The sequence below is a fragment of the Streptomyces flaveolus genome, from assembly GCF_014648815.1.
GTDB classification, from domain to species: Bacteria; Actinomycetota; Actinomycetes; order Streptomycetales; family Streptomycetaceae; genus Streptomyces; species Streptomyces flaveolus.
On record NZ_BMRV01000003.1, the window covers coordinates 535,116 to 551,995 of the forward strand.

General features: G+C 69.1%; 14 protein-coding genes and 3 pseudogenes. 10 read left to right on the forward strand and 7 right to left on the reverse strand.

Annotation, left to right across the window (positions count from 1 at the left end; all coding sequences use genetic code 11):
- Positions 1–14 precede the first annotated feature (14 nt).
- Positions 15–1,661, reverse strand: coding sequence for a glycoside hydrolase family 27 protein (locus tag IEZ05_RS10190; protein WP_189229682.1), 1,647 nt, complete (start codon positions 1,659–1,661; stop codon positions 15–17).
- Positions 1,662–2,326: 665 nt separating this feature from the next.
- On the opposite strand from IEZ05_RS10190, the gene IEZ05_RS10195 reads away from it, so the two are divergent.
- The 4 genes and pseudogenes from IEZ05_RS10195 to IEZ05_RS36750 all read left to right on the forward strand — a co-directional run.
- Positions 2,327–3,292, forward strand: a complete 966-nt coding sequence (locus tag IEZ05_RS10195; protein WP_189229683.1) for a glycoside hydrolase family 6 protein — start codon at positions 2,327–2,329, stop codon at positions 3,290–3,292.
- A gap of 280 nt (positions 3,293–3,572) precedes the next feature.
- Positions 3,573–5,003, forward strand: a complete 1,431-nt coding sequence (locus tag IEZ05_RS10200; protein ID WP_189229684.1) for an endo-1,4-beta-xylanase — start codon at positions 3,573–3,575, stop codon at positions 5,001–5,003.
- Positions 5,004–5,034: 31 nt separating this feature from the next.
- Entirely contained in the window at positions 5,035–6,402 is a 1,368-nt protein-coding gene (locus IEZ05_RS10205; protein WP_373298739.1) for an RICIN domain-containing protein, read from the forward strand.
- A 263-nt stretch (positions 6,403–6,665) separates the two neighbouring features.
- Positions 6,666–6,821, forward strand: a pseudogene (locus tag IEZ05_RS36750) (DUF1737 domain-containing protein); the annotation flags it as partial.
- Positions 6,822–6,847: 26 nt separating this feature from the next.
- Here the strand turns inward: IEZ05_RS36750 and IEZ05_RS10215 are convergent.
- Both IEZ05_RS10215 and IEZ05_RS10220 read right to left on the reverse strand, forming a co-directional pair.
- A pseudogene (locus IEZ05_RS10215) lies at positions 6,848–7,326 on the reverse strand (hypothetical protein); the annotation flags it as partial.
- Between the two features lie 24 nt (positions 7,327–7,350).
- Complete coding sequence (locus tag IEZ05_RS10220; protein ID WP_189229686.1) at positions 7,351–8,082, reverse strand: maleylpyruvate isomerase family mycothiol-dependent enzyme; 732 nt, start codon at positions 8,080–8,082, stop codon at positions 7,351–7,353.
- 764 nt (positions 8,083–8,846) lie between these two features.
- Between IEZ05_RS10220 and IEZ05_RS10225 the strand changes: the two genes are divergently transcribed.
- Positions 8,847–9,452: a dihydrofolate reductase family protein gene (locus tag IEZ05_RS10225; protein WP_189229687.1), complete on the forward strand. Its 606-nt coding sequence runs from the start codon at positions 8,847–8,849 to the stop codon at positions 9,450–9,452.
- 58 nt (positions 9,453–9,510) lie between these two features.
- On the opposite strand, the gene IEZ05_RS10230 is transcribed toward IEZ05_RS10225, so the two are convergent.
- Positions 9,511–10,281 carry a transposase family protein gene (locus tag IEZ05_RS10230; RefSeq protein ID WP_189229688.1) on the reverse strand — a complete coding sequence of 257 codons (771 nt, stop codon included), beginning with the start codon at positions 10,279–10,281 and terminating at the stop codon, positions 9,511–9,513.
- 40 nt (positions 10,282–10,321) lie between these two features.
- Positions 10,322–10,429, reverse strand: a pseudogene (locus IEZ05_RS10235) (transposase); the annotation flags it as partial.
- A gap of 147 nt (positions 10,430–10,576) precedes the next feature.
- Between IEZ05_RS10235 and IEZ05_RS10240 the strand changes: the two are divergent.
- The 3 genes from IEZ05_RS10240 to IEZ05_RS10250 all read left to right on the forward strand — a co-directional run bounded on the left by IEZ05_RS10240 (position 10,577) and on the right by IEZ05_RS10250 (position 13,454).
- Positions 10,577–11,116 (forward strand): hypothetical protein, encoded by a 540-nt coding sequence (locus tag IEZ05_RS10240; protein ID WP_189229689.1) that lies wholly within the window; start codon positions 10,577–10,579, stop codon positions 11,114–11,116.
- Between the two features lie 332 nt (positions 11,117–11,448).
- Positions 11,449–12,720 carry an alpha-L-fucosidase gene (locus tag IEZ05_RS10245; RefSeq protein ID WP_189229690.1) on the forward strand — a complete coding sequence of 424 codons (1,272 nt, stop codon included), beginning with the start codon at positions 11,449–11,451 and terminating at the stop codon, positions 12,718–12,720.
- Between the two features lie 188 nt (positions 12,721–12,908).
- Positions 12,909–13,454 carry an EF-hand domain-containing protein gene (locus IEZ05_RS10250; protein ID WP_189229691.1) on the forward strand — a complete coding sequence of 182 codons (546 nt, stop codon included), beginning with the start codon at positions 12,909–12,911 and terminating at the stop codon, positions 13,452–13,454.
- A 100-nt stretch (positions 13,455–13,554) separates the two neighbouring features.
- Here IEZ05_RS10250 and IEZ05_RS10255 read toward each other — a convergent pair whose 3' ends face one another.
- Positions 13,555–14,502 carry an alpha/beta hydrolase gene (locus tag IEZ05_RS10255; RefSeq protein WP_189229692.1) on the reverse strand — a complete coding sequence of 316 codons (948 nt, stop codon included), beginning with the start codon at positions 14,500–14,502 and terminating at the stop codon, positions 13,555–13,557.
- A gap of 112 nt (positions 14,503–14,614) precedes the next feature.
- Between IEZ05_RS10255 and IEZ05_RS10260 the strand changes: the two genes are divergently transcribed.
- Together IEZ05_RS10260 and IEZ05_RS10265 are read left to right on the forward strand one after the other, a co-directional pair.
- Positions 14,615–15,061, forward strand: a complete 447-nt coding sequence (locus IEZ05_RS10260; RefSeq protein ID WP_189229693.1) for a MarR family winged helix-turn-helix transcriptional regulator — start codon at positions 14,615–14,617, stop codon at positions 15,059–15,061.
- 459 nt (positions 15,062–15,520) lie between these two features.
- Positions 15,521–15,892 (forward strand): hypothetical protein, encoded by a 372-nt coding sequence (locus tag IEZ05_RS10265; protein WP_189229694.1) that lies wholly within the window; start codon positions 15,521–15,523, stop codon positions 15,890–15,892.
- A gap of 99 nt (positions 15,893–15,991) precedes the next feature.
- On the opposite strand, the gene IEZ05_RS10270 is transcribed toward IEZ05_RS10265, so the two are convergent.
- Complete coding sequence (locus tag IEZ05_RS10270) at positions 15,992–16,822, reverse strand: SDR family NAD(P)-dependent oxidoreductase (protein WP_189229695.1); 831 nt, start codon at positions 16,820–16,822, stop codon at positions 15,992–15,994.
- Positions 16,823–16,880 lie beyond the last annotated feature (58 nt).

A 16,880-nucleotide genomic window follows, 5' to 3' on the forward strand; every position in this document is an offset into this window, starting at 1 on the left:
CACCCCGTGGTCGCTCACACGCGGGACCACTTCTGGCCGGCCTGGCCGTTGCAGGTCCACAGGACCAGCGGAGTCCCGTTGGCGGTCGCCGCGCCGTTGGCGTCGAGGCACAGTCCCGCGTGGACATTACGGATCGATCCGTCGGCGCCGACGGTCCACTGCTGGTTGCTCTGCCCGTTGCAGGGCCAGGTGATGACTCGTGTGCCGTTCGTGGTGCCTTGGGCGTAGCCGTCCAGGCACATGTCGCCGAAGACGCGGATCTCGCCTCCGGCCCATGTGGTCCACAGCTGGTTGGCGGCCGTGTGGCAGTCCCAGATCAGCACGGTGGCGCCTGCGGTGGTGGAGGCGTCGTCCACGTCCGCGCAGCGGCCGGACGCGCTGCCCCGCAGGCGCGATGTGGTGGCGGTCAGCGGGCTGCCGCCGGTCATCCGGAACACGGCGACACCGTGTGCGGGGACGCTCGCCGAGATCGGGCCGGACGTGCTCGACGTGCCGCCGGTCCACAGATCGGTGAGGCCGAACTGCCCGCCGGAGAGACCGACCTGCGCCGCCGACGTGGTGACCGTCGCGGTTCCGTCGCCGCGGTTGAACAGGCCGACCGCGACCGAACCGTCCGACAGCGGCTTGGCGAAAACCTCAGTGGCGCCGTCGTCGCGCACCCGGCGCCCGCCCGCACCCAGCGGATCCTGGTTCACCGCCAGCAGACGCGGGTTGCGAAGGATCGCGCTGACGTCGGCGGACATGGTCCGGATGTCGTTGCCGGCCATGAGCGGGGCGCCCAGCAGGGCCCACAGGGCGAAATGGGAGCGGGACTCGGTCAGCGACAGGCCGGGGCGACCGACGACCAGCATGTCGGGGTCGTTCCAGTGGCCGGGACCGGACTGCGCCGCCAGCGGCGCGGTGACGTCCAGGACGTTGCCGACGCCCATCGGATAGCTGTTGGTGTTGCCGTTCTGCCAGATGTCGAGCAGGTCCTCGGTCGTCCGCCACAGATCGGCGACCTCACCCCAGTTGTACGTGGCACCGGTGATGGCGTGCAGGCTGTTGGGGTTGATGCTGTAGACGATCGGCCGCCCGGTGGCGCGAAGGCCGTCGCGCATGAGCGTGAACCGCCTGACCTGCTCGTCACGGGTGCCGGTCGGGGAGCACCAGTCGTACTTCAGGTAGTCGACGCCCCACGACGCGAACGCCGCGGCGTCCTGGGTTTCGTGCCCCCTGCTGCCCGTGGACCCCGGGTAGGCGCCCGTGGCCTGCGCGCAGGTGCGCTCGCCGGGCACCTGGTAGATGCCGAACTTCAGGCCCTTGCTGTGGATGTAGTCCCCGAGCGCCTTCATCCCGCTGGGGAACTTGGACGGGCTGGCCCGGAGGTTGCCTGCCGCGTCACGCTGCGGGTCGAACCAGCAGTCGTCGACGACGACGTACCGGTAGCCGGCGTCCCGCATGCCCGAGGACACCATCGCGTCGGCGGCCTGGCGCACCTGGGTCTCGGTGACCCCGCAGCCGAAGCTGTTCCAACTGTTCCACCCCAGCGGTGGGCTGAGCGCCGGACTGCCCGGTGCGGCCGAGGCGGTTGACTGCGCTGAGGCCGTCACGGACGCGACTACGGTCAGCGCGGCGGCCGTGAGGAGGCGGAACAGTCGTCCGCCTGATCGTCTGGGCACAGAGGCTCCTTCGGCACGCTGATGAAGAGTGGTTCGAAATTTCGGGCACCATTCGGAAACTTGGCGGCCCAATGGATCCTAGAGATGGGGCTGAACATGTCAACACTGCCCGCAAATGGGAACTGCTGGGTGATCAGCGATGCCGTGGAGGTGCGCCTGGTCGCCACCTGGGCGCTGAATCGCGCTGAATCGACTCCGGAGTCCTCGAATGTTTCGATAAACGCGACGAACTTTGCGAGAGGGGTTGACGGTGCGCGTGGGCCTCCTATCATCCAGATTGCTCGACAAGTCGTTGCGTATTCGATATCTCGAACGGTCGGACGCCGGTCCGTACCGCGCGAAGCCGAGAGGATCTCCACGTGGAATTGTCATGACTTCATCAATCGGTCACTCGTCGCCTGACGCGTGTGGCCGCCGCGGAGTGCGCGGTCCCGGTGATCAGGCAGGACTTCGCGTCGGTGACATCTGATACGCCTCGGCCGACGACGCACCACTCGCCGGGCGCGCCCCGCGCGGGAGCAAGCGCGATCCGAACGGCACCCGTGGCCGGCGCTTCTTCTGGGAGCGCTCCCAGGGGTGGTGGCAGCACCGCATTCCCTCAGTGCGTCGCACGCTCGGGACGAGAGCGTGCGACGCATCCCCGACCAGGAGAACGAGGTTCAGTCATGCGCCGCAGACTCCACGCCTTAGCCGCAGCGCTCTCCGCTCTGCCGCTGGCGTTCGCCGCCGCACCGACCGCCCACGCGGCCGACCCGACCACCATGACCAGTGGGTTCTACGTGGACCCCGACTCCAGCGCGAAGAGGTGGGTGGCCGCCAACCCCGGCGACGGCCGGGCCGCCGGCATCAACGCCTCGATCGCCAACACGCCGATGGCCCGCTGGTTCGGCTCCTGGAGCGGCGCCATCGGCACCGCCACGGGCGCCTACGTGGGGGCGGCGGACCACCTTGACAAGCTGCCCCTCCTCGTCGCCTACAACATCTACAACCGCGACTACTGTGGCGGCCACTCCGCCGGCGGAGCCGCTTCGCCGTCCGCCTACGCCAGCTGGATCGCCCAGTTCGCCGGCGGGATCGCAGGCCGCCCCGCCGTCGTCATCCTCGAACCGGACTCCCTCGGGGACTACGGCTGCATGACCCAGGCGCAGATCGACGAACGCGAGGCCATGCTCAGCGGCGCCCTCGCCCAGTTCAACCGCCAAGCCCCCAACACCTGGGTCTACATGGACGCCGGCAACCCGCGCTGGGCCGACGCGGCGACCATGGCCCGGCGCCTCCACGAAGCCGGCCTCCGTCAGGCCCACGGCTTCTCGCTCAACGTCTCCAACTACTTCACCACCGCTGAGAACACCGCCTATGGCAACGCCGTCAACAGCGAGCTCAGCGCCCGTTACGGTTACACCAAGCCGTTCGTCGTGGACACCAGCCGCAACGGCAACGGCTCCGACGGGCAGTGGTGCAACCCCTCGGGCCGCCGCATCGGAACGCCCACCCGGACGGGCGGAGGCGCCGAGATGCTCTTGTGGATCAAGACCCCGGGTGAGTCGGACGGCAACTGCGGCGTCGGAGCCGGCTCGACGGCCGGACAGTTCCTTCCCGAGGTCGCCTACAAGATGGTCTACGGCTACTGATCCGGGCCTCCTGCCGCCCGCCGGTCAGCCCGCAGTGCCGCCTCGCCGGTGATCCCGCGCAGGTGAGCTCGGGGCAGAGCGAGGAGCAGGGCAGGACGTCACCCGCGGCCGAGAGGGTGCCCATCCGTGCCGGTTGAGATCGTCCCGGTCCCATGACCCGCGGTGTCCGGTGATTCCGTGCTGCCCGGGTTCTGGCCCCCGTCCGTCGGCCACGTGGGAGCGGACGACGCGTTTCCCCGAGTTTCCGTCACTTCCATGATTTCTCCCTTGGAGGCAAGCCATGGGCTCGTACGCCCTTCCCAGACCCACTGTCCGCCGGAAGATCCGCGGCCTGCTGCTGGCGCTGGTCGTCGGCGTCCTCGGTGCGGTCACCGCACTGGCCACCCCGCCGACCGCGCACGCCGCCGAGAGTACGCTCGGCGCCGCAGCGGCGCAGAGCGGCCGCTACTTCGGCACCGCCATCGCCTCGGGCAGGCTGAGCGACTCGACGTACACGACGATCGCCGCCCGTGAGTTCAACTCGGTGACGGCCGAGAACGAGATGAAGATCGACGCCACCGAACCGCAGCGGGGCCAGTTCAACTTCACCGCCGCCGACCGCGTCTACAACTGGGCGGTGCAGAACGGCAAGCAGGTGCGCGGCCACACCCTGGCCTGGCACTCCCAGCAGCCCGGCTGGATGCAGAGCCTCAGCGGCAGCACACTGCGCCAGGCGATGATCGACCACATCAACGGCGTGATGGCGCACTACAAGGGCAAGATCGCCCAGTGGGACGTCGTGAACGAGGCCTTCGCCGACGGCAGTTCGGGAGCCCGGCGCGACTCCAACCTGCAGCGCACCGGCAACGACTGGATCGAGGTCGCCTTCCGCACCGCCCGCGCCGCCGACCCGTCCGCCAAGCTCTGCTACAACGACTACAACGTCGAGAACTGGACCTGGGCCAAGACCCAGGCCATGTACGCCATGGTCCGGGACTTCAAGCAGCGCGGCGTGCCGATCGACTGCGTCGGCTTCCAGTCGCACTTCAACAGCGGCAGCCCCTACAACAGCAACTTCCGCACCACCCTGCAGAACTTCGCCGCCCTCGGCGTCGACGTGGCCATCACCGAACTCGACATCCAGGGCGCCTCGTCCACGACCTACGCCAACGTGACCAACGACTGTCTGGCTGTCCCGCGCTGCCTCGGCATCACCGTCTGGGGCGTGCGCGACAGCGACTCCTGGCGGTCCGGTGACACGCCGCTGCTGTTCAACAACGACGGCAGCAAGAAGCCCGCCTACAGCGCCGTCCTCAACGCACTCAACGGCGGCTCCACCATACCGCCCGCTGACGGCGGACAGATCAAGGGTGTCGCTTCGGGCCGCTGCCTGGACGTGCCCAGCGCCGGCACCACCGACGGCACCCAGCTCCAGCTGTGGGACTGCAACAACGGCACCAATCAGCAGTGGACGTACACCTCCGCCGGCGAGCTCAGGGTCTACGGCAACAAATGCCTGGACGCCGCCGGCACCGGCAACGGCACCAAGGTGCAGATCTACAGCTGCTGGGGCGGCGACAACCAGAAGTGGCGCCTCAACTCCGACGGATCCATCGTCGGCGTCCAGTCCGGCCTCTGCCTCGACGCCGTCGGGGCCGGCACCGCCAACGGCACCCTGATCCAGCTCTACTCCTGCTCGAACGGCAGCAACCAGCGCTGGACCCGCACCTGATGGGACCTGCCACGAACGAAAGGGAGAGTCGATGACGGCCTACGGTGCGGCTTCCCCGGCCCCTCCACGAAAACACCGCTGGTGGTCCCGGGTGGCCGCCGTGGTGGCGGCGACCCTCACGATCGGCATGCTCGCCGCGGTGGATCCGGCGCCCGCCGAGGCGGCGACGGTGGACACCAATGCCTGGTACGTCCTGGTCAATCGCAACAGCGGCAAGGCTCTGGACGTCTCCGGCTCGTCCACCACCGACGGCGCGCGGGTCAACCAGTGGACGCGCCACGACGGAGCCAACCAGCAGTGGCAGTTCGTGGACTCCGGCGGCGGCTTCTATCGCCTCAAGGCACGGCATTCGGACAAGGTTCTCGACGTGGCCGGCGCCTCGACCGCAGACGGTGCCGCGATCCAGCAGTGGGCCGACCACAACGGGGCCAACCAGCAGTTCCGCCTGGCCGACTCCGAGGCGGGCCACGTCCGCCTGATTAGCCGCACCAGCGGAAAGGCGGTGGAGGTGCAGGGCGCCTCCACCGCCGACGGCGGCAACGTCGTCCAGTACGCCGACTGGGGCGGCGCCAACCAGCAATGGCAGATGATCAAGCTGTCGTCCGGCGGCGGCGGATGCGGCAGCACGCCGACTCTGACGAGTGGTACGTACACGATGCAGAGTGGTGGCAAGAACCGCAGCTTCATCCTGAGGGTCCCCGCCAACTACGACAACAGCCACCGCTACCGGCTGATCTTTGCGTTCCACTGGCGGGGCGGAACCGCCGGCGACGTCGCCTCGGGCGGTACGAGCGGGACCGCCTGGTCCTACTACGGTCAACAGGAACAGTCGAACAACAGCGCGATCCTCGTCGCCCCCCAGGGCCTCGGCAACGGCTGGGCCAATTCCGGCGGTGAGGACGTCACCTTCGTCGACGACATGATCCGGCGCATCGAAGGCGGCCTCTGTGTCAATCCGGCACAGCGTTTCGCCACGGGGTTCAGCTGGGGCGGCGGCATGAGCTACGCGCTCGCATGCAGCCGGGCGAACGTCTTCAGGGCCGTCGCGGTCATCTCCGGCGCCGAGATCAGCGGGTGCAGCGGCGGCTCCCAGCCCATCGCCTACTTCGGGATCCACGGCATCAGCGACTCCGTCCTCAACATCGCGCAAGGACGGTCCCTGCGCGACAGATTCGTCAGCAACAACGGCTGTACTCCCCAGAGCCCGCGCGAGCCCGCACCGGGTAGCCGAACGCACGTCACCACCGCCTACTCGGGCTGCCGTGCCGGATACCCGGTCCAATGGGCCGCGTTCGACGGAGATCACATACCCGGTCCGGTCGACGGCTCCCCCGCCGAGAGCGGCGTCGAGACCTGGACCAAGGCAGAGATCTGGAAGTTCTTCGCCCAGTTCCAGTGACACATGCCCGCACCACGGAGTGGAGCCGGGACGACGCCGGCTCCACTCCGTCGATGTCAGTCCCAGAACGAAGGACGGAGGTGCCCTCTCAGAACAAGTCAGTCCAGGACGCCTACGGCTGTCCCCGGCCGCCCGGGCCTCGGTCAGCGCTGCGGGACAATCCGCGGGGCGCGCACTGCCCACCCGTCCGGTCAGCCAGCTGTCCAGGAGTACATGTTGGCCGGCAGGCCCGGTGGGCGGCTGCGTCTGAGATTCTTCTCCTCATGAGCACACCACCAGACGGATTGCCCGTCTACCGAGTCCTGACAGGACAGGACGATGCCACGTTCTGCCAGCGTGTGAGCGAAATGATTGGTCTTGGCTACGAACTGCATGAAGGCCCGGCCATCACCTTCAACGGTGAGAGCGTCATCGTCGCCCAGGCGCTGATCTGGCCGACGCGGGCTCAGCCCGTGCTTCGTGAAGAGCTCAGAGAAAGCTGAAATCGGCAAGGACCCGGAAGTCGTGATCGCGCAGGCCTATCCGTGGGTTGACGTGGTGTCCACGTGCGCGGTGGTGGGTGCTCACGTACGCATGGTCCAGGTCGCTCTGCTCGTCGTCCACCCACGCAAAGGCGCGGCCGTCGGCGTAGTCCACCAAGGGGGCGGTCTTCCAGTGGACGCCGTCAGGGCGGTCCTGGAGCAAGACGTCGCCGAAGTCGACGAAGGGGAGGTCGGGAAGGCCGAGTACCGGCGCGATCCACCGGTTGGCATCCGCCATCCATGTGGTGGCCCAGCACAGCTCGTAGTCGAGCTGGAGCAGCGCCTGTCCGTGTGCCGGGTTGAGTCAGAGCCGCAGGGGACGCCGACGCAAGGAGAGGGGCAGGTCTTCCTCCGAAGTCCTTCTGCCCCTGGGCACTCTGAGGGTGGTGTAGCCGGCGGGGCGCGTCCGGCGGTCGTGACGGCCTGGTCAGCTTCGCCAGGCGGGCACGGTGGGCAGCGGGCCGGGCGGATCGACCGTCAGCACGGTCCCGTCCGTGCGGCCGGTCAGCCAGCCCAACAGTTCTGCCGCAGGTCCCGAAACCCGTGGCCCCCCGCCGTCACCGACCCTGCGCAGAACCCGGCCCTCGTCGGCGAGCAACACCATGGCAGGGGCGTCGGCCCGGTCGTTGAGCGTCTCCGCCGTACGGGCCAGTTCCCGCTCCACGAGACAGGGCGGCCAGTCCGTCGGCCTGTGGCCCGTGGCCAAATCGGTGTGGTGCACCTCCACCTCGCGCAGCATGCTGCGGATGGTGCCGCGTACCGGGCGCAGGCCTCCGCCGAGCCAGCGCACCGGCACGTCCCAGGTGTGCTCCGGCTGGCTGTCGGCGGCCTTCAGGAATCCGTGCAGCGCGGCCTCCAGATCGTCGACCAGCTCGGCGGCCGGGCGGCCGGCTCCCTGTTCGATCTCCCGTTCCCGTTGGGCCTCGTCCCTGTACTGCGGCAGATCGGCGCCCGTGCGGGCGGCAGTGAGCAGCCGGGTGCGGGAATCGGCGCTGCGCGCGATGTGGGTGAGTACGTGGGCACGGCTCCAGCCAGGTAACCGTGAAGGGGCCTGCACGTCGTCATCGTCGAGTCCGGCGGCGGAAGCGAGCAACCGTTCCACGGACGTACTCAGCAAGGGCAGTAGTACGGTCGGCGAACGAGTCTCGTCGTAGGTCATTGGTCTCTCCTACCCCGTGACTGCGGCGACCTGACCGGCTCTCCCGACGGCGCGGCCCGCGATCCCACCTCATGGAGATCGGCCTGGCTCTCGACCGCGGGCCTGGCTGGCCGGTCACCCGCGCCATCCGCTTCACGCGACGGCTGGAACAGTTCACCCCGTAAGGCTGGAGGGCCTGCTCAGCGCGGAGTACACGCCGTGGGCCGACCCGTCCACCCACCGGGCCCTCACGACCGCCACTTCCACGCCGATCCACACCGGCAAGCAGCTCTCCCTGTGCCACAGGACGCTGTGATGCGCTCGCATTCTTGCGTTCCTCGGGGGCGAAGGTCTCGCGGATGGCGGCGCCGAGGGCGCCCGCTGGCGAGTGCGTTCCCGCTGGAGGCGGGAGAGGCCGGCGTCGGGAAGCTGCTCGCCGCGGACCAGGCCGGCCGCAGAGAGATCCTTGACCGACTCGGCGGCTGACTGGTGGCGGGTGATTTGTCTGTGACCACCGGGTCACGACGAGGGCGGCGACCTGCTGAGCGAGGAGGACCGTGCAGCGGGCTCCTCTCCCGGGCACCGGCCCGGCGACGCGGGACGGGTGTGCAGGGGCAGGCGGGCCTGCCCGCAGGCACGCACCAGGTCCCGCTCAGGTCGGCCAGGAGGCAGCGCGCCTCACCACCGGGATGGTGCGGACGACGGCCCTGCGCTCCGTGGCAGCGGTCCCCGCCGATGAATTTTCGGCGGTCGTGCGGTCTACCCGTCGACGAAAGGAGCGCACCATGCGCGAGGTCATCGTTTGCACGTTCCTGACGCTGGACGGCGTCATGCAGGCGCCAGGCGGCCCGGACGAGGACGTTCAGAGCGGATTCGAGCACGGAGGCTGGCAGAAGCCGGTGGACGACGACGAGGTCGGCGCAGCCATTTCCGGCTGGTACGAGGCATCCGACGCCATGCTGCTCGGTCGCAGGACGTACGAGATCTTCGCGTCGTACTGGCCGACCGCCGATCCGGACAATCCGTTCACCAGCCGGATGAACACCATGCACAAGTACGTGGCGTCTCGGACCTTGACGTCCGTCGACTGGCAGAACTCCACGCTGCTCGAGGGTGACACCGTCGATGCCGTGCGCAAGCTGAAGGCGTCCGACGGCGGCAACATCAACGTCGTCGGCAGCGGCGACCTCGCCCAGACCCTCATGCAACACGGCCTCGTCGACGAGTACCGGCTGACCATCCATCCGGTGATCATCGGCACCGGCAAGCGGCTGTTCGCCGACGGTGCGATCCCCACTGCGCTGGAGCCGGTCAGCGTCTCGACGACGAAGGGCGGCACCATCGTCGGCGTGTACCGGCCGAACGGCAAGCCGAGCTACGACAGCTACTAAAGGGTGTTGCAGAAGGCCGGGATCAGGCAGGTCGGAGCGGGTGTCCGGGGCTGTGCTGTCACGCGGCGAGGGCGAGGTTGTGCATGCGGGCGACGGCCTGGACGGCGTGGTGGAGGCCGTCGCCGCGTTGCCGGCAGTCGCGAAGGATCTTGTAGTTCTTCATGCGGGAGAAGGTGTGCTCGACGCGGGCGCGGACCTTGCGATGCTGCGCGTTGTCTTCTTCCTCACCCTTCAGCAGGGGCCGCCCGGGGCGTTTGCGGTGCGGGACAATCAGGCCGGTGTTGATGTAGGCGCCGTCGCCGAGGACCGTCACGCCTTCGCAGTGCTGGGCCAGGCCGGAGTCCCGCCAGGCTTTCGCGTCCGCGGTGTTGCCGGGCACCGGACGGGCGGTCGCCACCACCAGACGTGTCTCGGCGTCCACGATGACCTGCACGTTCGCCGAGAACCGGTAGTTTCGGGAGGACGCTCCGACCTTGCGGTCGCGGACCGGGACGAGGGTGCCGTCGACAATCCACAGCCGGTCGGTGGCATCGGCGCAGGCCCGGGCCGGCTCGAGTGCAAGCAGCGGGCCGAGCCTCTGGATCACCCGGCACACGGTCGCGGGCGAGATACCGAACAGAGGGGCGAGCTGCCGCATGGTGAGGTTCGTGCGGTAGTACACGGTCACCAGCAGCACCCGCTCGGCCAGCGGAAGCCGCCACGGACGACCCCAGCCACATCCCTCGCCACCGCGTTCCCGGACCGCTTTCAGCAGCCGACCGAACTGGTCCGCCCGCAGCCCCGTGAACGTCTCCACCCACACCCGCTCGGCCTTCAATACTCCAGCCATATAAGGGAGATGCCCAGTTCACGGCCTTCTGCAACACCCTATAGACCCGGCCCCACGGGCCGTACCGCTCGGGGACGTCCCGCCAGGGCGCGCTCGCCCGGGTCCGCCACTGTATCCCGTCGATCAACTGCCGACGTGTCCACGTCCGCTGCGTCGGGCGGCGCGTTCTCGAACTCGCCATCGTCCGGCGGGATGACGTCTGTCCGCCGAGCCCGGGAAAACCGTTGGACCCGGTGACGGGGGCGCGTCGTAGGGTTCGAGCGCGGAGACGCGGCCGGCGAAGAGGGAACGGTGAATGGCGGAACTGTACGAGATCTGGCAGCGGGCGGAGGTCTCTCGCCGGCTCGACGTGTTGTCGGGCTTCATCGCGGTGTGCGTGGCGGGGGACGACGACGCGCGCAGCCGTCTCGCCCGGCTGGTCGCCGATGCGAACGCGTCCCTGTCCGCTTCGCCCCCGGAGGTGGATGTCGCCTCGGAGTGCCTGGCCGAACTCCTCCGGTGGGCTGACACGGAGTGGGCCGACCACCCCTATCGTCCGGTGGAAGGCCGGCCTGACGAGTCCGACCGGCAGACGCGTGACTACGCCAAGGATCTCTGGCGCGCCGCGCTCCCGGTCCCCGTCCGGGACGAGATGGGCCGCATCGAACTCAGGCTGGAGGTACGGTTCCTGGCCCTGTGCCGCCAAGCGGAGTTGTCCTGCCGGATCCGACAGGACGTCTTCTACCTTGCCGGGCGTGCTGCGATGGCCCTCGACCTCGGGCACTTGGTGGCGGCAGAGCGGGAGATCCGGCGCATGGAACACGTGGTTTCCGGGGAGCCACGACGGAGCCACTGAAACTGGTACGCCTGGTACCTGAGTGATGCCAGGACGTCGGCGGTGGTCTCACCTCTGCTTCCGCCGGACACGACACCCCGCACGGCTCCGAAGCCGAGGTCCACCTCCCCGGCGCCGAACCCGTACTCGCAGCTGAGGGCGTCCGCACTCTCACCACAGATCCGGGAGAACACATGGGCCGGTGACACACCTGGTTCCGCCGGTGAGCCTGGTCTACCTTCCCAGGAGATCCACGATCCTGTAGTCGCGACGACTTCTCCCCACACCCCGCGCGGCCGCAACCCGGGCTCGTCGGCACGATGTCTTCCCCAAGATCTGCGAGGAACGGTTCCATGACCATGCAGCCCTGGTTCACCGAGGCCAAATTGGGCGTCTTCGTGCACTACGGCATCTACGCGGTCGAGGGAGTGCCTGAATCCTGGGCCTTCTTCGACTCCGTCATGCCGCACGACCAGTACATGCGCCAGCTCGACGGCTTCACCGCCTCCGCCTTCGACGCCGGCGCCTGGGCACGGCTCTTCGCCCGCGCCGGCGCAGGCTACGCCGTTCTGACGGCTCGCCACCACGACGGAGTGGCCCTGTGGGACACAGGCTTCGGCGATCTCAGCGTGGTCCGCCGCACACCCGCGGGCCGCGACCTGGTCGCCGAATACGTGAAAGCGATGCGCGAAGAGGGTCTGAAGGCCGGCCTCTACTACTCGCACTCCGACTGGAACCATCCCGACTACGCCACCGTGCGGCACCCCCGGCCGCCGCACCCCGAGCTGGTCGACAGCCCGTACGTCTCCCCGGCCCCGGGGGCCGAGGACCCGCGCGCCTGGAACCGCTACCTCGACTACCGGGACGGTCAGGTACGCGAGCTGCTCACCCGGTTCAGGCCGGACCTGCTCTGGTTCGACGGGGAGTGGGAACGCTCCGCTGAACAGTGGCGGATGTCCGAACTGGCCCGGACGATCCGTGACCTGTCGCCGGACACGATGTGCAACGCCCGCCTGCTCGGCCACGGAGACTACGCCACCCCCGAGCAAGGACTGCCCATGTCCGCCCCGGCCACCGCCTGGGAGCTGTGCCTGACGGTCAACGACTCCTGGGGCTACCGGCCGCAGGACGGCAACCACAAGACGGTGGGACAGCTGGTGCGGTACTTCGCGGAGACGATCGGCATGGGAGGCAACCTGCTGCTCGGCGTCGGCCCGCGGGCGGACGGCACCATCCCGGAGGAGCAGGCCCGGCGGCTTGAAGGGCTCGGCGACTGGACACGGCGCCATTCCGAGGCCGTCCACGGCAGCGTCGCCGGACTGCCGCCGGGGCACCACTACGGTCCGAGTACCTTGTCCCCGGACCGCCGCACGCTGTACCTGGTCTGCTTCGATCCGCCGAGCGAGACGGTCTCCGTGCGTGGACTGCGCAACGCGGTACGCCGGGTCAGTGTGCTGGGGACCGGGACCGAACTCGCCCACCGGGTCACCGGCGGCCTGCACGACGTCCCCGGCGTGCTGTGGATAGACGCGCCCCCGCAGCCCGACATCGCCCCGCACGGCACCGTCCTCGCCGTCGAACTCGACGGAGAACTGGAGCTCTACACCGGTCGGGGCCGCGACTGAGAGAGAGAGGGGGGAGCGGCGGGTGCGACGGCAGGCAGGACGCGTCGCCCCCGGGTCAAACCGGCGCTCGGTGGTGCTCGGGCGGGGCGTTGTGTGACACGCCGGGACGGGAGTGATCCGGGGCGCTGTTGGGTGAGGGGCCGGACGGGACAGGCTGTTCCCAACACGATGTGTCAAGGGGGCTTGTGGTGGCCAGTGGGTTCCAGAGGGCGAAGATTCAGGCGATGTTCGACGCGTTCGACGCGGACGGCAACGGTTATCTGGAGGAAGGGGACTTCGAAGCGCTCGCGGCGCGCTGGGGTCGTCTGCCGCGGGTCGCCGCCAGTCCGGAGCTCGCCGGGCGTGTGCGCAGCGTGACGTTGGGGTGGTGGCCGCATCTCGCGGAGGCCGCTGACGCGGACCTGGGCGGACGGGTCGGCATGGACGAGTTGATGACCGTGGTCGATCGTCTGCCGTTGATGCGGGAAGCCGTCGCGGCGACGGCAGACACCATCTTCGATGCGGTGGACGAGAACGGGGACGGCCGAATCTCCCGCGTCGAACACCAGCGGCTGATCGATACGTGGTACGGCCGCAGCACGGTCACGGGGGAGGTCTTCGACCGTCTCGACCAGGACGGCGACGGGTACCTCAGTCGTGCGGAATTCGCACTGCTGTGGACCCAGTTCTGGATCAGCGACGATCCGGCCGAGCCCGGCAACGTGATGTGCGGACCCATCACTCCGGCCGCCTGAAGCTTCGGCAGGGTGGCCGGCCGGAGTGCTGTAGCGGTGTCCGCCTCAACGTGGGGTCCGGTCCGTCCGGCCCGGCCCGGTACCCTCGGCGCCGGCGCCGTCAGGTGGTCCGCCACTGTGGACGCACCGGGTCGATACGGTCGCCGTCCGTTTCGTCACCGTTCAAGTGGGCGGTGAGGAAACGGGCGGCGCGGTCCAGTGCGGCGTCCGCCTCGTCGAGACGTCCGTAGTGGTGCTGGAAGACATGGGGGAGTCCGGGTCCGACTTCGAGAGTGACCTCGACATCGTCGGCGCCCGCGCGCCCGGCCAGCCGCACCGCGTCGTCGAGCAGCACCTCGTTCGCCCCTACCTGCACGAGGAGTGGGGGCAGCCCGGTGAGGTCGGCGAACACCGGGCTGGCCAGGGGGCGAGCCCGGTCGCCTGCGCCGATGTAGAGATCGGCGTAGGCGCGGATGTCGGACTCGGTGAAGATGGGGTCGGCGTCCTCCTTGGATCGGATGCTTCTTCCGGCGAGGGTGAGATCGGCCCAGGGGGAGAACACGGCTACGGCGGCTGGTTGCGGCAGCCCGGCTGCCCGGGCTGCGAGCAGGGTGGCGATGCTCAGGCCGCCGCCGGCGGAGTCGCCGGCCACGACGAGGTCCCCTGGGTCGGTACCCGCTGCCAGCAGCTCGCGGTAGGCCGCGAGTCCGTCGTCGACGGCTGCGGGGAAGGGGTGTTCCGGCGCCAGGCGGTAGTCCACCGATATCGCTCGCAGCCCGGCACGGCGGGCCAGTTCGCCGACCAGGCCGGCATGGGTGTCCGGCGAGCCGATCACGTAGCCACCGCCGTGCAGGTAGAGCAGTCGGCCGCGGCCGCGGACTTCGGCCGGCTCCAGCTCTAGGGCCGGCCGCCCGCCCAGGACGGTCCAGCGGGTGACCACGCCCTCCGGCACGGGGCGGGTGATGGCCGCGGTGAAACCGTTGCGCTGCTCCTCGACAGTGGGTCGCGTCTCGTTGCGAGGGGCGGAGCGGAGCAGGGCGTCCAGGGCGTCGCGCTGTTGACGTGACATGCGGGGCCTCCATGGGTCGGGGTGCGAGGATGGATTCCAGGGAATCCATCTGTCTGAACCCAACCGGATTCCATGGAAGATGATTCCCCGGAATCCACTGGAGGTTGTTGTTGTGAGCCGAGTCACCCCGATCTTCACCGACCTCGTCCGCGTCGAGACCCGGCTCTACAACGCGGTGAGCGCTCGACTGCGCGAGGAACGAGGCATCGGGCTGGGACAGTTCGAGTTCCTGGAGATCATCGACCGGGTACCGGGATGCCGCGTACTCGACATCGCCGGCGAGCTGGCGATCACCGTGGGGGCCGTCAGCAAGGCGGTCGACCGGCTGGTGGCTGCGGGCTGGTGCCTGCGGGACGCACACCCCCAGGACCGCCGCTCCTCCGTCATCCGCCTGACACCCCAGGGCGAGAAGGAGCTGGCCGCCTCCCGCCCCATTGTCGAGAGCGAACTCGTCTTGCTGACCGCGGTGGTCCCTCCTGAAGACATGTCCCGTATCGCCTCCGCCCTGGCCGCCCTCCGCGCGAACCTCGAGGAGAACTCCTACGGCCAGCCGGGCTGAGGGGACCTTGCCTGAGCTCGCGAATGCGACGATCCCTGTCCGAGCTCAGTCCGGACGCGCCGCACAACGATGTCTGATTGCCGCCAGCGAGGCTCCTCCGTGGTGCTCATGCTGGCGGCATGGCAATGTCATTCACTACGGAGTCGGCAGAGGTCCTGACCGGCATGTAGATTCCGCAAGCGATCACGGTCAAGAACGGACGGATGCCGAGGTCCGTCCGTTCTACTGGGACACGCGGGCTGTCGCCGATGCCTGCGCCGTGCCGACACCGACAGACTGAGGACGACGGCGCAGCCACTGATGCACCGACAGCCGGGATGGAGGCCCCGTCGGGCCGCTGGACCCGTGAGATCATCATGTCCTGAGGCTCGGGCCTAGGTTGCCGTTCCTGCTGACCACAGGCTGAGCGGCCGCTCGGGGTCCGGCGGCACCGAACTGCGGCAGGTGGGGGGATCGGGCGTGGTGGACAGCAGGGCGATGGATGCGCGTCGGGAGCATGCTCGTGCCGAACGGCTGACCGAAGGGCTGACCATCGCCGTGGCGTCGGCTCTCTCGTTCGGCCTGCTGGCCGGCCCGGCAGTGGTCTTCGGTACGACCACCTGGCACCTGGTCACCGACGCCGGCACCACCGTGTACAGCCGATTTCTGGTTCCGGCGGTCTTCCTTGCCCTGGTGGCGCTGCCGCTCATCTCGGCCCGCGCGGTGTTCCGCTCGGGTCGGCGTAAGAACAAGGAGCGATTGGCGGCGGCCGTCCCGGCGGCACTGACCTTGCTCGGCGCGTCCGTCGTGCCGTTCGCGGCTCTGTGCCTGGTCTTCATGTACGCCGACTGACCTCGCATCGGTCTCCTTTCTCTACCTGCTGTCGCCCGTCCGCCTGATCGCCGATCCTGGCATGCTGTGCCGCGACCACCGGTCACGGGGCGGTGGCCGTTACGCGTGGAGCGGGCGCAGGTCCAGGAGTCGGTGGGTCAGTTCCATCAGGCGCTTGCGGGCCTCTGTGTCGTACGCCTGCTCGTGGGCGCGCATGTCGGTGAACCGGTCGAAGTAGCGCCCGGTGGTGTCTTCCAGGTCCGGGTCGAGCACGAGTCGCACGGTGGGTCGCACGCCCTCATCGATGCCGGTGACCGGGGTCAGGCCGTACGCGCGCACTCCCGCGGTGTCCATCAGATGCGCGGGGTGAAGGGTGTTGACCGTGACGGAGGTCCCTTTCAGCTCGGCGGCCAGCTCGAATGTCGCCATGATCATCGCGAGCTTGCTGCGGCAGTACGCGCGCAGGCCCTCGTAGCCCCGCTCCAGCATCACATCGTCGAAGTCGACGGCTTCCTGCCCTATGGAGGCGACGTTGACCACGCGGGCGGGCGCGGAGGCCGTCAGCAGGGGCAGCAGGTCGCGGGTGAGGGCATACGGGGCGAGGTGGTTCACGGCGAACCGCAACTCGTGCCCTTGTCGGCTCACTTCCCGGCGGAGGGGTTCCGCGCCGCCGCCGGCGACGGCGTTGTTGACCAGTACGTCGAGGCGGGGTTCGGCGGCGCGGATCCGGGCGGCCATGTCGTGCACCTGGTCGAGGTCGGCCAGGTCCGCGAGGTAGGTGCGTACGGAGGCGCCGGAGACGGTGTCCCTCACCTCGGAGGCCACCGCCTCGAGGCGCTGGCGGTCACGACCGTGCAGCAGGACGGTGTGGCCCCGCTCGGCGAGTTCGAAGGCGATACCACGGCCCAGGCCCTGGCTCGTACCGGTGATCAGAACGGTGCGTCGGCTCATGTCGATCACTCTGGCCGGGGGGCCGGTGACACAGGGAGAGCGTGATGAGCCTGGTGTC